This window comes from Legionella navarrensis (genome assembly GCF_052527415.1).
This window is the reverse complement of the sequence record NZ_JBNVZR010000005.1, coordinates 145499-162654: the sequence shown is the minus strand read 5'-3', so window position 1 is coordinate 162654 and position 17156 is coordinate 145499. Positions and strand designations below refer to the sequence as shown.

The following is a 17156-nucleotide window of genomic DNA, read 5'->3' as shown; positions in this document are numbered from 1 at the left end:
ACTGAAAAAATTGAGCATCAGGGTTACGGTCTGGCACGAAACAGACTCCCTTCTCCCTAAACCAGGGAGAAGGGAGCGGTTCGGTGAGAAAATTGGGCATCAGAGTGCCACTCTGTGCGCAGGCTTTATGTTCGGCTGATATTTATTAAACAAAGCCCTTAACCAGAGAGAAGGGTGTATGTCTGTAACACTGTATGGAGTGTCATCATGAAAAAACTGGTTCTCCTTGATCGAGATGGCGTGATCAATCAGGACTCACAGCATTACATTCGCTCAGTCGATGATTTTCAGCCTATTCCCGGCAGCATGGAAGCCATTGCCCGCCTCACAGCGGCGGGTTATCTGATTGGTGTGGCAACCAACCAGTCTGGCGTCGGCCGTGGTTATTACACGGAAGAGCAGTTGCATGCTATCCACGAAAAAATGCAGAACCTGGTTCGCGCTGCAGGAGGGCGGATTGACGCGGTGGAGTATTGCCCGCATCTTCCTGACTGGCGTTGTGAATGCCGAAAACCAGCGCCTGGCATGCTGCTGCGCCTGGCTGAGCGCCTGGGCTGTGCTCTGGACGATGTACCCTTTGTTGGCGACCGGGTTTCAGATATCCTGGCTGCCCGTTCCGCAGGTGCGAAACCTTACATGATTTTATCGCCCATGACAGAACAGCCCGCCCTGTTGGCCTATCCTGATGTGCCTGTGTTTCGCTCACTGTCTGCCTGGGTGGATTCGTTCCTGTGAGAGCGCTTGCTGTCGCCTGTGCCAGCCCAGAGCTGGAGAATAAGGCCAGAGTTCTGGCGCAGCGTTATGGCCTGCCTTTTGATAATCAGGTGCCCGATCGCCTGCTGCTGACGGAACATGGTCTGCAACTGTGTCTTTCGCCTTTTTTACCCATGCAGGCCGATTTTCAACTCGATTACTGGCAAAAACGGCGTGCTGAAGGAAAAAAACAGGGGCTGGTTCGCGCCTGCAGGCCCGTGCCAGGTATGCGCATCGTTGATGCAACCGCCGGCTGGGGTCGGGATGCGGCAGTTCTGGCCAGTTTTGGTGCGGACGTTTTGATGCTGGAACGGCATCCTGTGATGGCCGCTCTTTTAGAAGATGCGCTGGCGCGTCAGGATGAAGCGTCGAAACAGGCGCTGCGTCTGTCTCTGGTGCATGCGGATGCCATATCCTGGCTACAGGCCTTGCCTGCGTCGTCTTACCCCGACATTATTTATCTTGATCCCATGCACCCCACGCGACAAAAAGCCGCGCTTGTTAAAAAAGACCTGCAGGCCTTGCAGCAAATGATTGGGGCGGATGAGCAGGTTCTGGAGCTGATTCAGCTGGCCAGGCAGCGCGTGTTAAAAAAAGTCGTGGTGAAATGGCCGCAGCACAGCGCCGCGGTATTAAAGCCCGGCAGCAGTATTGAGGGGAAGACCGTGCGCTTTGATATGTATCCAACAGTGCTCGTATGATGCAACCCATGTAGGGCCAAGGCCCAGCATGGGTACATCACATGGGCGTTTTTCCGTGACAGTTTTTGAATTTTTTCTGGCTGCCACAGGGGCAGGGGCTGTTGCGTGAGATGGCTTTCTTTTCCGCTTCCTGTGGTTTTAATTCGCCGTCAATATAAAACCACTTATCCTGTTCACGATGAAACTCACTGACTTCCTGTAAATAATGTACACGGTCGTTTTCGAGGTAGCGGGCTTTAAATTCGACATATCCCTTGTCACCTGTGGCCATTGATGTGCTCAGAATGGTCAGTGACAGCCAGATTATCCTGTTCGCCCAACGCGCGGCCTCGTCCTCATCAAAGCCTTCGAGTGGCCTGCCGCGCATGGTTTTTTTGATGTAGTCCATGCGGGTAAGGCTGTAGGCCGTGTAGCGCGATCGCATTAATTGTTCCGGTGAGCCGGCCGCCTGCAGCTGATCAATAAAGCGCCCGCAGCAGTTCTGATAGGTTAGCGCTGATCCACAGGGGCAATGAGTCATAACGGGTTTAACCTACATCTGAATTTTGTATTTCAAATCTACCACATCAGCGTTTATGCGTACACGGCCTGTCGTTAATGGCATGAGTTGGCCATTGAAATTGAACTGCTTCGCAATCAGAGTTTTGGAGTAACCGTGCCCATATAACAGTTCAATGCTGTTACTCTTGTTGAAATGATAATCTGCTGACAGAGCCAGGAAATACTGCGTGTCAGATGGGAAGTTAATGGTGCGCAGATGATCCTGCTCTGGACCATTATCTATAACGCCTACCAGGGTTAACCCCATCTTTTCATTGAGTTGCCGGCGCAGGGCACCTATGTAGGCCCAGGAGTTTTTAAATTTCATTTCAAAGCTGAAGTTCTTTGGGGTGGCAGCCGTATTTTTGAAGCGTACGTATTGGTTAACACTCCAGTCTGTGCGTAAAGCCTGCAGACTTATCAGCCATTTGGGGTTGAAAATATGTACGAAGCTAAAGGTGGATGTAGCCGGTATGCTGAAATCAAAGCGCAGATTGTTGTTTACCTGATTGGCCAGCCAGCTGGTTCCGCGTGTGTTTTGTTTGATGGCTGAGAAAAATGCCGCGCCAAAGAAGTTCGTCTGATTGAAGGCGTAATACATGCCGAGATCATAGCCTACGTTAAAACCGTAGGTGCGGTTGATCAGTTTGGCATATTCTGTCTGACTGATCGGCATGGCCCAGTTGGATTCGTTGTTCTGCAGGAAGTTAAAGTTTAATCCTGCGCCAATATACAATTGTCGGGTCACGCTGAACGACAGACGGGGGCTGATATCCACATCGGTTGCCAGCGTGTCGGTTGCGGCGTAACGAGAGAAAGAGTTGGCTCCCCAGACCAGGTTGGAATGAATCGGCTGGGTGACGTCAACACCAAATACCACCTTGTCCGATAAGCGGGTGGCGATGCGTCCATAGGGTAAAAAGCTGAAGCGGTTAGTGTTACTGACGCCGTCTTCGTATTGAAAGGTATTAAAGTTTATTGCCGTGCCTTCGAATTTTCCGTTCGTGTAAAACCCGGTTCCACCAATGATAAATTCGTTTTTCTGTACCTTAAACAATTCTGCCGGGTTGCTGTAGCTGATCCCGGCGATGTACTGAATGACGTTGGCGTGTGCGTTAATGGCTGCCAGGCATAATAAAGTGCTGATTCGGTAATGCATTGTTCATCCTGAAAAAAGTGCGCTTCCATTGGGCGCACGTGTTTTATAAATTACGGCTTTTTGCTGGCAGCGGGTACAGAATCTGCTTTTATGTCTGCTTCAATCTCCTGACGAGGGGAGGCGATGATCTGCATGATACCCAGATCGCCTGTTGGTTTACGTCCAACCAGCAGGTCAACCGTCAGGTTCTGCGTCAGCTTTTCATTTTCATTCTGGTAGACAACCTGTAGAGGCATACTGACCTTCCATTGGTTATCTTTGGCTTCGGTGACTTTTATCTGGCCATCGACCAGACTGCTTACCATCAGATGCTGGCTCTGGATGGCTTTGATGTTCCCGGATTTTTGCAGGGCATCGTAAAAACTCTGCCAGCCCTGCTCGGTGTAGCAGGCTTTGAGGGCAGATAACTGCTCGGTCATTTTGGCCGGATCAAAATCAAAAGACTGCTGAGCTGCTTTTTCAGACCATTTCTGTACCAGATCAGGATCAACATGCGCTGTTTTCGGTGGCATTTTATACAGGCAGTTAATAGGTTGTTCGGGTTTTGCAATCAGAACGACGGGTTTCAAATCGGCCGCAGAGATGGGCGGTTTGGTGTCGTTTGTTGTGGGAGCAGAGGCTTTGCTGGCCGGCGCCGTGGGCGTTACGGCGAAGGCGAAACCGCTCAATAAAGACAGTAACCCACAAAACAGCAGGGATTTTTTCATCTGCAATACTCCTTGCATTAATTAATGTCCAGTAATTCAGCGGCCAGCGTGGCGGCCAGTCGTGCTGTTTTACTGTTGTGGTCCAGTGGCGGAGAGAGCTCGGCAATATCGACACTCACTACTTTGCCAGTTTGCATGAGGTATTTCAACAAAGGCAGCGCCTGCCAGGGCGTGAGGCCCAGTGCCTGCGGGGCGCTGACACCTGGCGCGTGGCTTTCAGCAAATACATCCATGCAAATACTTAACCAGATATGTTGTTTGTGTAAAAGGAACGCATCAAGAAACGCGATTTGCTGATCAAGGCTGCGCTCGTTGATTTGCTCCGTTGTCAGATAGGAGACTTTAAACGTATCGGCACAAGTAAACAAGCTTTGTGTGTTGGCATGTGGCTGTATGCCGAGGCAGCAATAGTCAAACGATCGATTTTGCTGCTGACAGTATCTGGCTATCTGCCAGAAGGGCGTACCTGATGTACCGTAGCCAGGTTTCGGTACCGGCCGCAGGTCAAAGTGCGCATCAAAGTTAATGATTCCGAGCTCGGGGTAGTGATCTTTCAGGCCCAGAAAATGGCCCCAGGCAATTTCATGGCCGCCGCCAAAAGCAAAGGTGCGGTGGTCATGTTCATGGCAGTGGGAAATCATGCGGGCCAGTTGTTCCTGGGCCGATTCCAAATCGAGTTCGCAGACGATATTGCCGAGGTCGAGATAGCGCTCACCGCTGAGGCAGGACAGCTTCGCCAGTTGTTCGCGCAGGGCCAGCGGACCACTTTTGGCACCCGTGCGGCCTTCGTTGCGGCGAATGCCTTCGTCGCTGCAGAATCCGACCAGGGCGCGTTGATGTGTTGAGGAAACGAACTGGTAATCGCGGATATCCCTGGCGTCTACCTGCTGGAAAAAGCGCTCGCCAGCGAGGCTGTCCTTTCGCCCGTGCCAGAGGTCTGGATTGGATGGTTCGTAGTGTTTGATGTCCGACAGCATAGAGGCTCCTGTCCTGATCATGCTATTGAGAATCGCCTATTATTACCTGGTTGACCGGATATGGCCAGGCTTATCCTGGCCCTGCAGAACTGGTCGCGGTATCATCGGTATCCCGTTCCTTTTTTATTTCTTCCAATACGCTTACTGCCTTGGGTTGTAAATGGATGCCTTCCTGTCTGGCCCAGTCTCTGGCGTGCTGATATTCAGTCAGATGCTGGCTGATGAGTGGGTCGGGCGCGTTCAGGGCTTTTTTGATGATACTCTGTAACTCTTCAATACTGTCTTCCTTGAGGTTCAGACAGGTAAAACGGTTGCTCAGGGCAGGAGACAGTACGCTGCCATCGTGTGTGGCAAGGATGGCAAAGTCTGGGTGCGGCCGGTTTTTTTTATCCGGATCAATTCCAGACAGCAGATCATTCAGCAGTTTTTCATCCGCGCGGTTATCGAAGGCAGGAATGTAGACCATTGGTCCATGATGGAAGGCATGAATTAACAGTCGTTTCGCCTCCGCTGGGTTGTCCAGCGAGAGGGTAATAAAATCTGTGTTGGTTTCCTTAAGAATGAGTTTCAGCAAACGGCCACGTCCCAGGCCTCGGCCCTCCAGCATGAACCCGTTGATGCCCTGGCAAGGCTCTTCTGCCAGCCTGCGCTGCTCGCGAACGGCAAGAAAACCCAGCAAGGCAATGGCAGTTTTTTCGCGTGATTTGGTCCAGTGCCAGGTGTTATCACTGGTTTTTGGCAGGCGTTGGCGCAGGATGGTTTTCAATTCGCTGCTGTTCGCCTGCCACAGTGGATCGTTCTGCAGGTTATCGTCTTTGATTCTGCGACGAAGCATCTCGACTTTCGATCTGTCAACCCGCAGGCCTTTCAATTCATCCAGTATCGCCCGGTGTAACAGAATATTTTCTGGAAAGTGGCGTAACTCAGGATGCAGTTTCATGGCTTTGATACGCTGACAAATCATGAATGCGTTACGGACTGTCATCGTCAGCCCGTCTTCCTGTGCGAGTTTCATGCTGTTTTGAATCTGTTCAAAAACGGCGTTTTCGTTTTCAAGATCTGTCAGCAAGGGCTGCAGCATCTGGCGCAGAGGCTGTGGTCTGAATTCGAGATAATTCGGAAAGCGCCGAAACAGATCCGCCTGCACCCGGCCGCCATAGGTATAAGGATTGCCGGCAAACACCACTTTTTGATCAGGTGACAGCTCATAACGCTGCCCATCTATCCAGATAACACCCTCACCTCGGGCCAGGTTATCAAACATCATGTAGTCCTGAGTCGAAATATTGGCCTCATCAAGGAACAGGCAGGTTCTTCCCTCGCGGTGCATCGCCCATTTTTTAAGGTCTGACAGGTTGTTATAAACAGTGATGGGATTACCCGTTTTTTTACTGTGTTCAGGCAGGGCCGTCTGCATTAGATGACTTTTTCCAGCGCCGGATTCGCTGATTAGAAACCCGAAGGGGCGGGTGCTCATATAGTCGATTAACGCTTCCGGCGTGCTCACCTGATGAGTCATCACCGACGTCTGACTGGAGCTGCTCGCCGGCTCCGGCGGCAGCGGTACTCCGGCGGCCAGATACAGGGATTTTTCCAGATTTCTGGCCCATATCACTTGCTCGTGGGCGCCTTTTGGACAATAGCTGAAATGCGCGTAACAGGGAGAAATGGACAGGTTATGGTAACACTCCCGCAGTATTTTCTGAGCGCTTTCGTGCAGACGGGCGAGATCGTATTCCGGATCGTAATCAAGCTGCTGACAGCTTATTCCTGCGAAGGGCTGCTCATCTTCCGTGATGAGAATCAGGCGGCCACGAATGACAACCCGTTCACCGTTGATCAATAACGATGGCTCCCCCGTGAACAGAGAATGCATTTTGCGTACGAGCAGCTCGGAAAATCTCCCCTTCAGGGTAACACTGTCGCCACGCTTCAGGGCTGCCAGCAAATCGCTGTCATGACCAATGAAATGTTTGTCGGCATCAGGTTGGACCGCGATAAACAGGGATTCAAAACGTGTATCCTTACTGATTGGAATGGTGTGCTGGGTATCGCCAGCCTGTTTTTGGCTGTAATCCATATCGTTGCCCGTGTAAATCCGTACCGTCTCCCCGGCCTTCAGTTCGTCCAACGGCTGGGCATACCTGCGAAGCTCGTCCGGGATGATGACGCCTGCCACGGGTTCAGGAATCAGGCGAATTCCCAGCCGGGTTGCTTCCTTCATCAGCTGAACCCACTGAAGTTTATTCAGACTCTGAGTAATCGTGAGCCTGATCAGGTGCTGTTGATACGCCTCTAGCAAACCGGGTACGGAATGCATGCCCTGCTCATCGAGCCGGGTGCGTTCAAAGAACGTTGCGTAGTTGGACTGATTAATGACCAGATTGACTGCTGCTGACGACGCTGTGGGCTGGTCAAAGGCCTGTATAGCGTAGCTAATCACAGGTTTGTACAGGTTAATACAACAGCCTGAGGGCAGTCTGTGCCATTCACCATTGACATAAAATTTCCCGGTTTCTTCCAGTTCGTTTAGGAATTCGCGGAATTCAGCCAGGTGCAGGGGAGGATTTTGAATCGCTATGGCATCGGCATTCTGTTCAATGGCTTTCAGCAGAGCGCCTGCTTCCAGAACGAGCTGCCGGCCCTGTGCGTTCACATGACCGAACAGCTGTTTTTTCCAGTCAAGGGGGTTGACGATGACGACGTCCTGCTCATCAATAACCTTCTCAGCGGGTATGGGGCGTTCTGTGGGCAGCAGTCTGGGTGCACAGCTTCGATTACGCAGATCACGTTTAAATTCATCATCTATGTTGGTGAGCGACTCTCTGTCCATCAACACCACCAGATGGAGATTATCTGGCAGATTATGGTTGCCCAGTTGCCGGCGTGTGCTGGACACCAGTCTGTTCAGGCCTTTATGCCGGCTGCGCGCGTCTGACCAGTTAATAAACCAGTTGTATTGCTGATCTGGATTCTGTTCGGCTTCGCTGATGAACTGCGCGATGGGACTTGGGACCTTGTGGTACGTTCCGCTGGTAATGCGACCGCTGGTCAGGGAGATAGCGTCCAGATTCTGGCTGTAGAGGCACCGCCCCATTGGGTAATGATGGCGCAGCAACGCCTGCTGCACAGCCTCGATGCTGTCTTCGTCTTCGAAGATCACCAGTTGCTCTCTCATGCTCTGGCTATGCTCCAGAATCTCCATGGTCAGCGATTGCGCATCCCGGGCTCGCAGCGGACGATTATTCCAGGTTCGGTAACGGTTAGAGGGTGCGGGCTCTGATATGCGGGATGGCGCTGTCGAAACAGGCGTGGCAGGTGTGTCTGCCATGGGATCGAGGTAGTCATCCAGAGCGCTGGTGTTTTCATCCTGCTCGATCAGCGTGCCATAGGAAGCACCTCCCAGATCGATATGACGAACCTTGCCGCTGCGCTGTCGTGTTATGACAAAGCCATGACACTCGTTGCTTCCCCTGTATGCTCTCAGATTGAGTTCAGCAGCCAGTACGGTAAACAGCTGGACACGATGACGACAGGCTCCTTCCCGATGCCTTATCATGTGATTAAAAAGCTGATACGTATGTTTTCCCCGCCAGTTTTTTCCGGATTCTTTTTTGAACGTGCAGAATTTTTCCAGGGCAGCGAGGCGAGTTCTCTCACTTTTGTGCATCAGCGTATCCAGCGCTTCGCTTTTGATAAGGTGACAGTTTGAATCAAAACGGAGTCTGCTCAGGCAGCGCTGCAGTCTGCGACTGCTTTTTTCTGCCCGGAAGGTATCCCGCCCGAAACCGGATTGGATAATGCAGCGAAAAAGCAGAGGCCGGCTTTGTGTGGTTTTGACCCGGAAAAAATGATAACCGGTTTCTTTGTCCTTTATCAGTTCGTAGTCCTGTGGGATGAGGTTGCAGGAAAATGCCTTGATACGGTCTTTGGTGCTGACGGCCGGTAATTGATGCCATACATTGGCGACCAGGCCGTGTATTTCCTTCTGAGCGCGATAATGTTTTGGATCAGACTGCTGGAAATGCTCAGGGATGGCGGCAAGGGGCAGGATAGTGGGAGCTATCGGGACGATATTCTTCTCGTCTGGCTGGTAAGGAGTAAAGCATCGCCGCTGCTGATCCCAGCGCATCGTGGACAGATGATACTTATTTGTACTGATGATGGGGGCTCCTTTATGCCCGCTAAAAATTTTCCGGGTGGTGAGTTCTATTCCTGGTATGGCCTGAAAATCACTGTCTGCCTTCACTGTGTAATGGAGCCCGCTCATAAATGAAGAACTGGCATTGTGCATGAGTGATGAACTGGCTGAGGATTGAGCCTGCGGGCCGGGTTCAGGGGGCTGAGACGTGGAAGCCGTGCTTTTTCTGGATATCCTGATATCGGGATAGATGCTTTGGATGCAATTAACGTCCCACTGCGACAACCGGGAACAATACTCAAGCTTGAGCTTCTTCAGGGACGTGGCCGCCTGAATAAGAGACAGCAGTTGCTCTGCGGTCATGTCGGAGCCCATGATCGAAAGCTGGCGGAGTTGTTTCAGGTGCCGGGGCTGGACTGAAAAAGGCAGACTATCCCGAAAATGAGCCATATCAATCCGGATAGAGCGGGCATTGGGCGCGGCCTTGATAATCTGAGAGACCAGGCTTGAACCTATGCGGAAATCCTCTTTGAAACAGATGGTAAGCGAGTGCACGCCCGGTAATGATCCTTCCACTGGATTGTCGCCAGGGTCGTTGTAAACGTGCAAATCCAGCATTTCGAGATGGGATGCTCCTTCGAGCAGCTTGAAAATATAGGACTGTCCTTCTGGGGCAGGAATTCCGACTTCCATGATTCTCAAATGACATAACTGCTGGGCTGACAGGCTGGGCAGCGTGCTCTCAAAACGGTTATTGATGCCGAGATCGCGCAGGCCGGGTGCCCTGCAAATGATGCTGTCTAGTTGCCGATCCGTCATCTGAATACCATTCATGATAAGGCAGGTCAAATCTTTCAGCATGGTCTCTGAGGCATTGGGAAGCTGGCAGCCCAGGGGGCTGTTTGATATATCCATCGTGACCAGAGACGGGTTAGCCTTGAACAGGGTGTCAATACTCCTGGCACTGAGCGTGCTTCCAGCCGCACTCAGGTTCATCAATCGGCCTGTTTTTAATCTTTCTGGCAGTGCTATCGTGCTTTTTTTTAGGGTGAGATTGAGCAGATTAGGTGCTGCCTGCCACAGGGATTCAAATGCGGCGGCGCTGATGTTCATATCGTTGAGACCCAGGCTTATCAGATGAGGTAACTGACCGGGCTTGAGTCTTAACTTATCCAGATCGACTTTTTTGCACCGACTTAAATCAAGCGTTGACAGATTGGTCTCCGCCTGCAGAATGCTGCTTAATTGATCGGTAGTCAGTGAGGAGTTGCTGGCGTACAGTCTGTCCAGATGTCCGCGCCTGCCTTTTAAAATCAGGGGTGCGGCGTCAACATGCAGCTGACTGCAGTGACGAATTGACAGGCACTCCAGTTTCGGTGCCATGTTGAACAGCGCCTGAAGCCCCTGACCATCAATAAGGGTGTTATTCAGCAGGCCAGTCTGTAATGACGGCACACACAGATCCTGAACCGCCAGCAGGCTCTCGTTGGTAGATTGACTGTTATTCAGATCCAGGCTTGTAAGAACGGGGCTTGACAGGATTCGTCGCACTCGCGATTCATGCAGGCGCATGTCCGCCACGCATACGCTGGTGAGACGTTCAAAGGGCCAGTCAGCGTCTAGTGAAGACGGGACGCTCCCGGCATTTGGGTTGGTGGTGTTATTTCCCCATTCCATTCTGATGTCTTTGCGTAGTCCACCAGGTCTAAGCACGACCGGCCTCGCGCCAGGGTGCAGTTCTGGCCGGGCTGATTTTCTAAGGCCAGGGCTTAATGTACGGATATTAGGGGCGGCACTAACGAGCGCATCCTGTTGCTGCTGGCTCAGTGCGGTTTCGTCGAGATTCAAGTGTTCGAGATGCGGCAGATAACCCGGGGCAAGATCCAGCGGCGCGTCGTCCAGCTCTCGGCAGTTTATGATACTCAGGCGAACCAGGCGAGGACTATGCCTGATTAGATTGAACATGGCTCCGGTATTCATGTCGGAATTTTTGATGAGGATATCGGTCAGTTCCAGGGACTCCATGTCCAGTGGATGTTGATGAATGAGGCGACAGCGGACGATGCTCAGTTTTCTGAGTCCGGGCATCTGCAGCAGCAATGCCAGCAGCGGTATGCTGAGCGTTAATCGGTTGAAACGGATATGTTCCAGGTATCGGAATGTATGCACCATATGTTCGAGGTATTCATTATCCGGCTCGAAGGAAGACAGGGTGATATGCCGTACCTTGTCACAGAGTGTGGGTGAATGCCAGAACTCCCTGTCTGCAGGGGAGTTAAACGTCACAGCCAGGCTGTCCTGTGCGGCGATATTGTCTTCCAGCTGCTGCGATAATTTCACCGGGATGTGTGTATCTCCATCATACTTGCGAAGCAGCGTGCTGAGGATGCGCTGGAGCATACGGGCATCGATAATAACGGTATCGCTGCGCTGGAACGCTTCTGTTGCACGCAAAGGAACAAAACGCGATAAGCGGCTGTGCAGCTGTGTACTGTTGTCGATGGTTTCGAGCCCATTTGCCGTGTTGATGCTGAGGCGATGGCCGGCGCGAAGCAGCTGATAAAAAAAATGGATAAGCGTTTCTCTTTCTGTATCGTCAACGTATTCAAAATACCAGGTACTTAAAAGCAGCGTTTTTTTGACCTGAATGGATACGATGTCCTCCATGATCCAGCAGGCCTCTGCACGCTCCGAGGCAGCCGTTATGTCGAGCCTTCCAGTGTATTCCTTAACCAGCTGTTCTTCGTGAATACTTTGTTCATAACACAATCCGAGCTCAAGGCTGAGTTTCTGGATTTGTTCTGGATTCATTTATTTTTGGTCCGAAAAAATATATTGTTGTCTAAATTATAATCTATTTGTTTGATAGTGACAGCTTTTTTTTCATTCCCCTGCCTTAAATCAGTCTGTATTGAGTGCCAGGGTTTCGTGATCAGGTTTACAAACATTGGGTTTCTCTCTATTATTGATTTATGTAACACAATTCAAGTGGTGAACAATATGAGTCATGGCGGTAGAAGAGAGAACGCCGGGCGACCCAGAGGACAGGGCAAATACGGTGAGGCGACCAAGCTGCTGCGTGTACCTCTGTCCCGGGTAGAAGACGTAAAAGGCTTTCTTGAGACCAGCACGTACCAGCTGCCGCTTTATGCCTGTTCGGTACGCGCCGGTTTCCCTTCTCCGGCGGATGATTACATCGAGCAACATCTGGATTTGAACCATCATCTGGTCAGGCATCCGGCGGCTACGTTTTTTGTAACCGCCTCGGGAGACTCCATGAGCGGCGCCGGTATTATGTCCGGTGATATGCTGGTGGTGGATCGCAGTCTGGAGGCCGTGCACGGAAAAATTGTGATTGCTGCGGTGAATGGCGAGTTAACAGTGAAGCGCCTGTCGCGGGAAGGCGGGCGGATACGTCTGTTACCGGAGAATGATCGTTACCCACCTGTTGAAATCGGCGATGATGAAGACCTGGTGATCTGGGGGGTGGTGACGCACGTTATTCACCCGGCGACCTGATCATGTTTGCCCTGGTCGACTGCAATAATTTTTACGCCTCCTGCGAGCGCCTGTTTCGTCCGGATCTGCGCGATAAACCCATAGTGGTGCTGTCCAATAACGATGGCTGTGTGATTGCCCGATCCAACGAAGCAAAGGCGCTGGGTATTGCCATGGGAGAGCCTTTTTTCAAGGTCAAGAGCCTGTGTCGACAGCATGGGATACAGGTGTTTTCGTCTAACTATACTCTATATGGCGACATGTCCCAGCGCGTGATGAGCGTGATTGAGGCGGCCTGGCCTCAGGTTGAGGTATATTCGATTGACGAGGCCTTTCTGGATTTGCGCTCCATGCCAGCTCATCGACACGATGAGTTTTGTCAGGATCTGCGCCAGCGCATTTTGAAATTTACCGGCATCCCGACTTCCATTGGCATTGGCCCGACTAAAACGCTGGCCAAGCTGGCTAATCATATCTGCAAAAAAGAGTTGAAAATACCCACCTTTAATATCGATCATCAGCGGCAGTGGCTGGACAGAATTGAGGTAGGGGAGGTCTGGGGCGTGGGACGCCGCTGGCAGAAAAAACTGATGGCAGAGGGTATTTACAGTGCGGGTGATCTGGCGGCAGTCAATGCACCCATGATCAGAAAGAAATTCAATGTGGTTCTGATGCGCACCGCCATGGAGCTCCAGGGGATTAACTGTGACCGTTCGGATGAGGCGGCGCCCAGACACAGCATTATGTCGTCCAGAAGTTTTGGCAGCATGCAGACGCATTTTTCGTCTCTTGCCGAGGCGGTCAGCAGTCATTGTGCCCGCGCCTGTGAAAAGGCACGCCAGCACGGGCTGCTTGCACGGCGCGTGTATGTGTTTGTGCGTAGCAATCCGCATCGCGGGGATTTGGCGCAATACACCAACAGCATGGACTGCGGCCTGCTGATCGCCAGTAATGACACCCGGGTGATCACCCGGGCTGCGAAAGAGTGTCTGAAGCGTTTGTTTAAAGCCGGGGTATTTTATAAAAAAGTGGGGGTTATGCTGGAGGATTTGATTGATCAATCGCAGCAGCAACTCAATTTGTTTTACCAGCCGGAGCCCGGCGAGTTGCTGAAGCAAGGGCAGTTAATGGGTGTTCTGGATGCGATTAACCGTCGCTTTGGCAGCCATACCATCAAGCTGGCTGCGGAGGGTTATAACCGGGCCTGGGCCATGCAGTCGAACATGCGCTCGCCCTGTTATACCACCCGCTGGTCGGATTTGCCCGTTGTGCGTTCAGGCTGAGGTAACGGCGGTGATGGTGAAATTTACCGTCACATCATCTTTGATTTCATCCGTGCTGGCCCAGTCTCCCTGTCCCACGCCAAAAGCCGAGCGCTTGATGACAGTGCTGCCGGTAACGATGCATTTATTTGGCGTAATATCCCTGGACGTAAAGGTCAGGGTGACGGGTACGGATTTATCACGAATCGTCAGAGTACCTTTCGCCAGCCAGGCATGATCACCGGTTTTTTCAAACTCACTGGCTTTGAATACGGCTTTGGGAAACAGGCTGGTATTAAACCAGTCTGCTGTCATCAAGGTATCTTTTAAATCGGCGTAGGAGGCGCTGAGCGAATTGATGTCCACCACAATCTCAACGTGGCTGTTGTTCAGCTGCTCAAGATCAACCAGCAGATCGGTAGTGAATGATTTGAACTGCCCTGAAACCGGAGCGTTATTTTGAGTGGCCGTGAAACTGAGCTGGCTTTCTTCAGGAATCATCTGCCAGGCTACTGGAGCCGCATGAACCAGCATGGGCAGCAGCAAGGCCAGTACCAGATACAGCGCTTGACGTTTGATCATGAAATCATCCTCCGCAAAATGTCGTCTTTATTGATAAAATGGTGTTTCAGCGCTGCCGAAGCATGAAGAATAATGGTCAGAATCAGCAGGTAGCCAATCCATTCGTGGGCTGTTTCGAAGACAGGGCGCAGGGCTTCGTTGGGTGCTATCAGGTTGGGCAGGGTAAACAGGCCGAAAAAGGAGGCCGGTAAACCAGCGGCTGATGTGACCAGCCAGCCGGATATGGGCATGGCCAGCATCATCAGGTAAAAAGCCCAGTGCACCGCGCGTGCCGCTATCCGTTCAAACCAGGGCAGCGTCAGGCGCGGTGTGGTGTTGAGCAATCGCCAGAACAGCCGGATAATGACCAGTGCCAGCGCGAGAAACCCATACTCCTTGTGCCAGCCATACAGTTTCAGCTTTTGCAGGCTGATGGGTAAGGACACCATATACAGGCCCAGTGCCAGCAGGCCTATGATTAAAATGGCCATTGTCCAGTGCAGCAGGATGGCCACAAGACCAAAATGATCGTCACTGTTTTTCAGTCGCATGTCGCGTTCCTTTTAGGCTGCGGGCTGGTAAGCCTCGGCACCAATTTCAATCGTGACCTCATCGCCCAGGTTGGGGAGCAGGGCTTTCATACCAAAATCTGAGCGTTTGAGTTCTGTTTTGGCGCTGAAACCGACGGTCATTTTGTCGGTAATGGGGTTTTTTCCTGTTTTGTTGAGGGTAACATCCAGGGTGACTGGCTTTGTGATGCCATGCAGGGTCAGCGAGCCTTCTACCCTTGCGCTGTGATCGTTGATAACGTCCACTTTGCTGCTGATAAAGGTTGCTGTGGGGTATTTGGCTGTGTCGAAGAACAGGGGGCTTTTCAGGTGCTTGTCCAGTTCCGGCAGGCCGGTTACAAAGTTGTTGAGGTCGATGGTGGCTTCTACCTTGCTGTTTTGTGGATGATCTTTATCGAGCAGAACAAAGCCTTTGACATACCATTTACCGGACTGAGTTGTAAAACCCAGGTGATTGATGTGCCATAACACGTAGCTGTGCTGGTCATCAAGGATGAGTTTTTCTGCAGCCTGAGCCGGCAGGATGGCACTCAGAGTAAAGACGGCTGCCAGCAGAAAGCGGGTAATTGAGTGAATCATGAGTTACTCCATGTTATTTGGTATTGGTTTCAAGGGGTTTTAAACTGCCACCCACCAGTTTCTCGCATAAGCCGGTCGGCATAAACACAAAGGCATCAGGCTGATTGTCTTTGGTGGCTGAGCCGGCGCAGGATGCGGTGGCCGTGGCGCAGTCGTTCATACCGGCCTTGACCAGGCCATAGCATTTTTCCGTTGGCGCATCGGCGGCAACAGCCTGGGCTGCGGCAAGGGTGAGAAACGCGGTCATTGCGGAGCTTACGAGGAGTTTTCTGTCTGACATGATGCTCGTCCTTTGAGTAATGTAGATTGTCAAACTACAATGTAGAGTGTTTATTGCGTATATTCAAGGCTGACCGTTAAGGAAAATTATCATGTCTATTCCCGTTACTACGACTAATTCATTTGAAGGCAGGGACATTAAGCAGTATCTGGGAGTTGTACGCGGCATAGTTGTTCGTTCGCCGACGATTTCGCAGGGTATTATGGGTGGATTGAAATCCATCGTGGGCGGAAAAATCGGTTCATACACGGAAATGTGTGAACACGCGCGTGGTGAGGCGTATGAGTTGATGGTTCAACACGCCCTGCAGTCAGGAGCAACCGCGGTGGTAGGAATGCGCTACGACGCGACGGATCTGGGGCAAATCGGCGCGGAAGTGTTGTGTTATGGTACGGCGGTGATTATTTAACCGCAAGCTGTGTGACCGGCACATAGGTAAAAAAGATGCCCGGTCACATCGGTAACATTGGGCATCAGGGCTACGGTCTGGCACAAACAGGCTCCCTTCTCCCTGGTTAAGGGAGAAGGGCTGGGGATGAGGGTAAGCTCGTCAAACGATGGGAGCTATATACCTGAAACCCCAGAATAAATGTTACAGGCTCTGCATCAGGTAATGGTTTACCTGATGAAATAACCCTCATCCCCGACCCTTCTCCCTTAACCAGGGAGAAGGGAGCGGATAACATTGGGCATCAGGGCTACGGTCTGGCACAAACATGCTCCCTTCTCCCTGGTTAAGGGAGAAGGGCTGGGGATGAGGGTAAGTTCGTCAAACGATGGGAGCTATATACCTGAAACCCCAGAATAAATTTTACAGGCTCTGCATCAGGTAATGGTTTACCTGATGAAATAACCCTCATCCCCGACCCTTCTCCCTTAACCAGGGAGAAGGGAGCGGATAACATTGGGCATCAGGGCTACGGTCTGGCACAAACAGGCACCCATCTCCCTTAACCAGGGAGATGGGTGCCTGGATTTTATTGGGGCAATATCACCAGAATAACCGCCTGCACACAGTGGTTCTTTTATTCTGACGATCTTGCTTCAAGAGCGTTCAGGATTCCTTCCATCACGCCCTGAATGTTTTCATAAACTTCATTATTCCAGACGCGCAGCACCTGATAGCCAATAGTCTCCAAAGCCCGGGTCCGTTGCAGATCATACGTCACTGCAGACATGTGCTGACCCCCGTCTATTTCGATAATTAATTTTTTCTCTCTACAGACAAAATCAGCGATATAACTGCCAATGACATACTCACGCACAAATTTATACCCAGCCAGACGTCTGTTTCTCAGGTAATACCATATCCGGCTTTCCGCATCGGTCATGTTTTTTCTTAAATTCAGGGCGTGGTTTCGCATTATTGATTTTTTGTTGTCCATTATTCTTCCTGAGGTTGGGATCGTGCCTGGATGCTGCTTTTGAT

Annotated in this window: 15 protein-coding genes; 5 read left to right on the top strand and 10 right to left on the bottom strand. The window is 51.5% G+C overall.

Annotated features, from left to right (window positions below; all coding sequences use genetic code 11):
* Positions 1-207 precede the first annotated feature (207 nt).
* Together gmhB and ACQUTA_RS05180 are read left to right on the top strand one after the other, a co-directional pair.
* A complete protein-coding gene (gene gmhB / locus ACQUTA_RS05185; RefSeq protein WP_444987146.1) occupies positions 208-735 on the top strand; it encodes a D-glycero-beta-D-manno-heptose 1,7-bisphosphate 7-phosphatase in 528 nt (175 codons plus the stop codon).
* Entirely contained in the window at positions 732-1454 is a 723-nt protein-coding gene (locus ACQUTA_RS05180; RefSeq protein WP_444987145.1) for a class I SAM-dependent methyltransferase, read from the top strand. The genes gmhB and ACQUTA_RS05180 overlap by 4 nt, the downstream gene beginning before the upstream one ends.
* Before the next feature lie 37 nt (positions 1455-1491).
* Here the strand turns inward: ACQUTA_RS05180 and ACQUTA_RS05175 are convergent, their stop codons facing one another.
* The 5 genes from ACQUTA_RS05175 to ACQUTA_RS05155 form a co-directional block, all read right to left on the bottom strand.
* Positions 1492-1974, bottom strand: a complete 483-nt coding sequence (locus ACQUTA_RS05175; RefSeq protein ID WP_444987144.1) for a YchJ family protein — start codon at positions 1972-1974, stop codon at positions 1492-1494.
* Positions 1975-1986: 12 nt separating this feature from the next.
* A complete protein-coding gene (locus tag ACQUTA_RS05170; RefSeq protein ID WP_444987143.1) occupies positions 1987-3153 on the bottom strand; it encodes an OmpP1/FadL family transporter in 1167 nt (388 codons plus the stop codon).
* Positions 3154-3203: 50 nt separating this feature from the next.
* Positions 3204-3860: a DotI/IcmL family type IV secretion protein gene (locus tag ACQUTA_RS05165; RefSeq protein WP_444987142.1), complete on the bottom strand. Its 657-nt coding sequence runs from the start codon at positions 3858-3860 to the stop codon at positions 3204-3206.
* Between the two features lie 17 nt (positions 3861-3877).
* A complete protein-coding gene (gene hutG / locus ACQUTA_RS05160; RefSeq protein ID WP_444987141.1) occupies positions 3878-4837 on the bottom strand; it encodes a formimidoylglutamase in 960 nt (319 codons plus the stop codon).
* Positions 4838-4907: 70 nt separating this feature from the next.
* The gene (locus ACQUTA_RS05155) at positions 4908-11789 is read right to left on the bottom strand and encodes a leucine-rich repeat domain-containing protein (protein WP_444987140.1); all 6882 of its coding nucleotides are present in this window, start codon (positions 11787-11789) and stop codon (positions 4908-4910) included.
* A 189-nt stretch (positions 11790-11978) separates the two neighbouring features.
* Here ACQUTA_RS05155 and ACQUTA_RS05150 point away from each other — a divergent pair, with 189 nt between their 5' ends.
* A complete protein-coding gene (locus ACQUTA_RS05150) occupies positions 11979-12497 on the top strand; it encodes a LexA family protein (RefSeq protein WP_444987139.1) in 519 nt (172 codons plus the stop codon).
* Positions 12498-12499: 2 nt separating this feature from the next.
* Positions 12500-13759 (top strand): Y-family DNA polymerase, encoded by a 1260-nt coding sequence (locus tag ACQUTA_RS05145; protein WP_444987138.1) that lies wholly within the window; start codon positions 12500-12502, stop codon positions 13757-13759.
* Here ACQUTA_RS05145 and ACQUTA_RS05140 read toward each other — a convergent pair.
* Genes ACQUTA_RS05140 through ACQUTA_RS05125 form a run of 4 tightly spaced genes read right to left on the bottom strand, consistent with a single transcriptional unit; the run spans position 13751 to position 15727 of the window.
* Complete coding sequence (locus ACQUTA_RS05140) at positions 13751-14320, bottom strand: YceI family protein (RefSeq protein WP_444987137.1); 570 nt, start codon at positions 14318-14320, stop codon at positions 13751-13753. The two genes, ACQUTA_RS05145 and ACQUTA_RS05140, sit on opposite strands and share 9 nt — an antisense overlap.
* A complete protein-coding gene (locus ACQUTA_RS05135) occupies positions 14317-14850 on the bottom strand; it encodes a cytochrome b (RefSeq protein ID WP_444987136.1) in 534 nt (177 codons plus the stop codon). The genes ACQUTA_RS05140 and ACQUTA_RS05135 overlap by 4 nt, the downstream gene beginning before the upstream one ends.
* Before the next feature lie 12 nt (positions 14851-14862).
* Positions 14863-15447, bottom strand: coding sequence for a YceI family protein (locus tag ACQUTA_RS05130; protein WP_444987135.1), 585 nt, complete (start codon positions 15445-15447; stop codon positions 14863-14865).
* A 13-nt stretch (positions 15448-15460) separates the two neighbouring features.
* A complete protein-coding gene (locus tag ACQUTA_RS05125) occupies positions 15461-15727 on the bottom strand; it encodes a BufA1 family periplasmic bufferin-type metallophore (RefSeq protein ID WP_444987134.1) in 267 nt (88 codons plus the stop codon).
* Positions 15728-15818: 91 nt separating this feature from the next.
* Here ACQUTA_RS05125 and ACQUTA_RS05120 point away from each other — a divergent pair, with 91 nt between their 5' ends.
* The gene (locus ACQUTA_RS05120; protein WP_444987133.1) at positions 15819-16136 is read left to right on the top strand and encodes a YbjQ family protein; all 318 of its coding nucleotides are present in this window, start codon (positions 15819-15821) and stop codon (positions 16134-16136) included.
* 616 nt (positions 16137-16752) lie between these two features.
* On the opposite strand, the gene ACQUTA_RS05115 is transcribed toward ACQUTA_RS05120, so the two are convergent.
* A complete protein-coding gene (locus ACQUTA_RS05115) occupies positions 16753-17112 on the bottom strand; it encodes an endonuclease domain-containing protein (protein WP_444987132.1) in 360 nt (119 codons plus the stop codon).
* Positions 17113-17156: the final 44 nt, after the last annotated feature.

Excerpts from the sequence above, each read along its gene's own strand:
- gmhB (WP_444987146.1), top strand. The coding sequence starts at position 208 with ATGAAAAAACTGGTTCTCCTTGATCGAGATGGCGTGATCAATCAGGAC.
- ACQUTA_RS05175 (WP_444987144.1), bottom strand. The coding sequence starts at position 1,974 with ATGACTCATTGCCCCTGTGGATCAGCGCTAACCTATCAGAACTGCTGC.
- ACQUTA_RS05170 (WP_444987143.1), bottom strand. The coding sequence starts at position 3,153 with ATGCATTACCGAATCAGCACTTTATTATGCCTGGCAGCCATTAACGCA.
- ACQUTA_RS05165 (WP_444987142.1), bottom strand. The coding sequence starts at position 3,860 with ATGAAAAAATCCCTGCTGTTTTGTGGGTTACTGTCTTTATTGAGCGGT.
- hutG (WP_444987141.1), bottom strand. The coding sequence starts at position 4,837 with ATGCTGTCGGACATCAAACACTACGAACCATCCAATCCAGACCTCTGG.
- ACQUTA_RS05155 (WP_444987140.1), bottom strand. The coding sequence starts at position 11,789 with ATGAATCCAGAACAAATCCAGAAACTCAGCCTTGAGCTCGGATTGTGT.
- ACQUTA_RS05150 (WP_444987139.1), top strand. The coding sequence starts at position 11,979 with ATGAGTCATGGCGGTAGAAGAGAGAACGCCGGGCGACCCAGAGGACAG.
- ACQUTA_RS05145 (WP_444987138.1), top strand. The coding sequence starts at position 12,500 with ATGTTTGCCCTGGTCGACTGCAATAATTTTTACGCCTCCTGCGAGCGC.
- ACQUTA_RS05140 (WP_444987137.1), bottom strand. The coding sequence starts at position 14,320 with ATGATCAAACGTCAAGCGCTGTATCTGGTACTGGCCTTGCTGCTGCCC.
- ACQUTA_RS05135 (WP_444987136.1), bottom strand. The coding sequence starts at position 14,850 with ATGCGACTGAAAAACAGTGACGATCATTTTGGTCTTGTGGCCATCCTG.
- ACQUTA_RS05130 (WP_444987135.1), bottom strand. The coding sequence starts at position 15,447 with ATGATTCACTCAATTACCCGCTTTCTGCTGGCAGCCGTCTTTACTCTG.
- ACQUTA_RS05125 (WP_444987134.1), bottom strand. The coding sequence starts at position 15,727 with ATGTCAGACAGAAAACTCCTCGTAAGCTCCGCAATGACCGCGTTTCTC.
- ACQUTA_RS05120 (WP_444987133.1), top strand. The coding sequence starts at position 15,819 with ATGTCTATTCCCGTTACTACGACTAATTCATTTGAAGGCAGGGACATT.
- ACQUTA_RS05115 (WP_444987132.1), bottom strand. The coding sequence starts at position 17,112 with ATGGACAACAAAAAATCAATAATGCGAAACCACGCCCTGAATTTAAGA.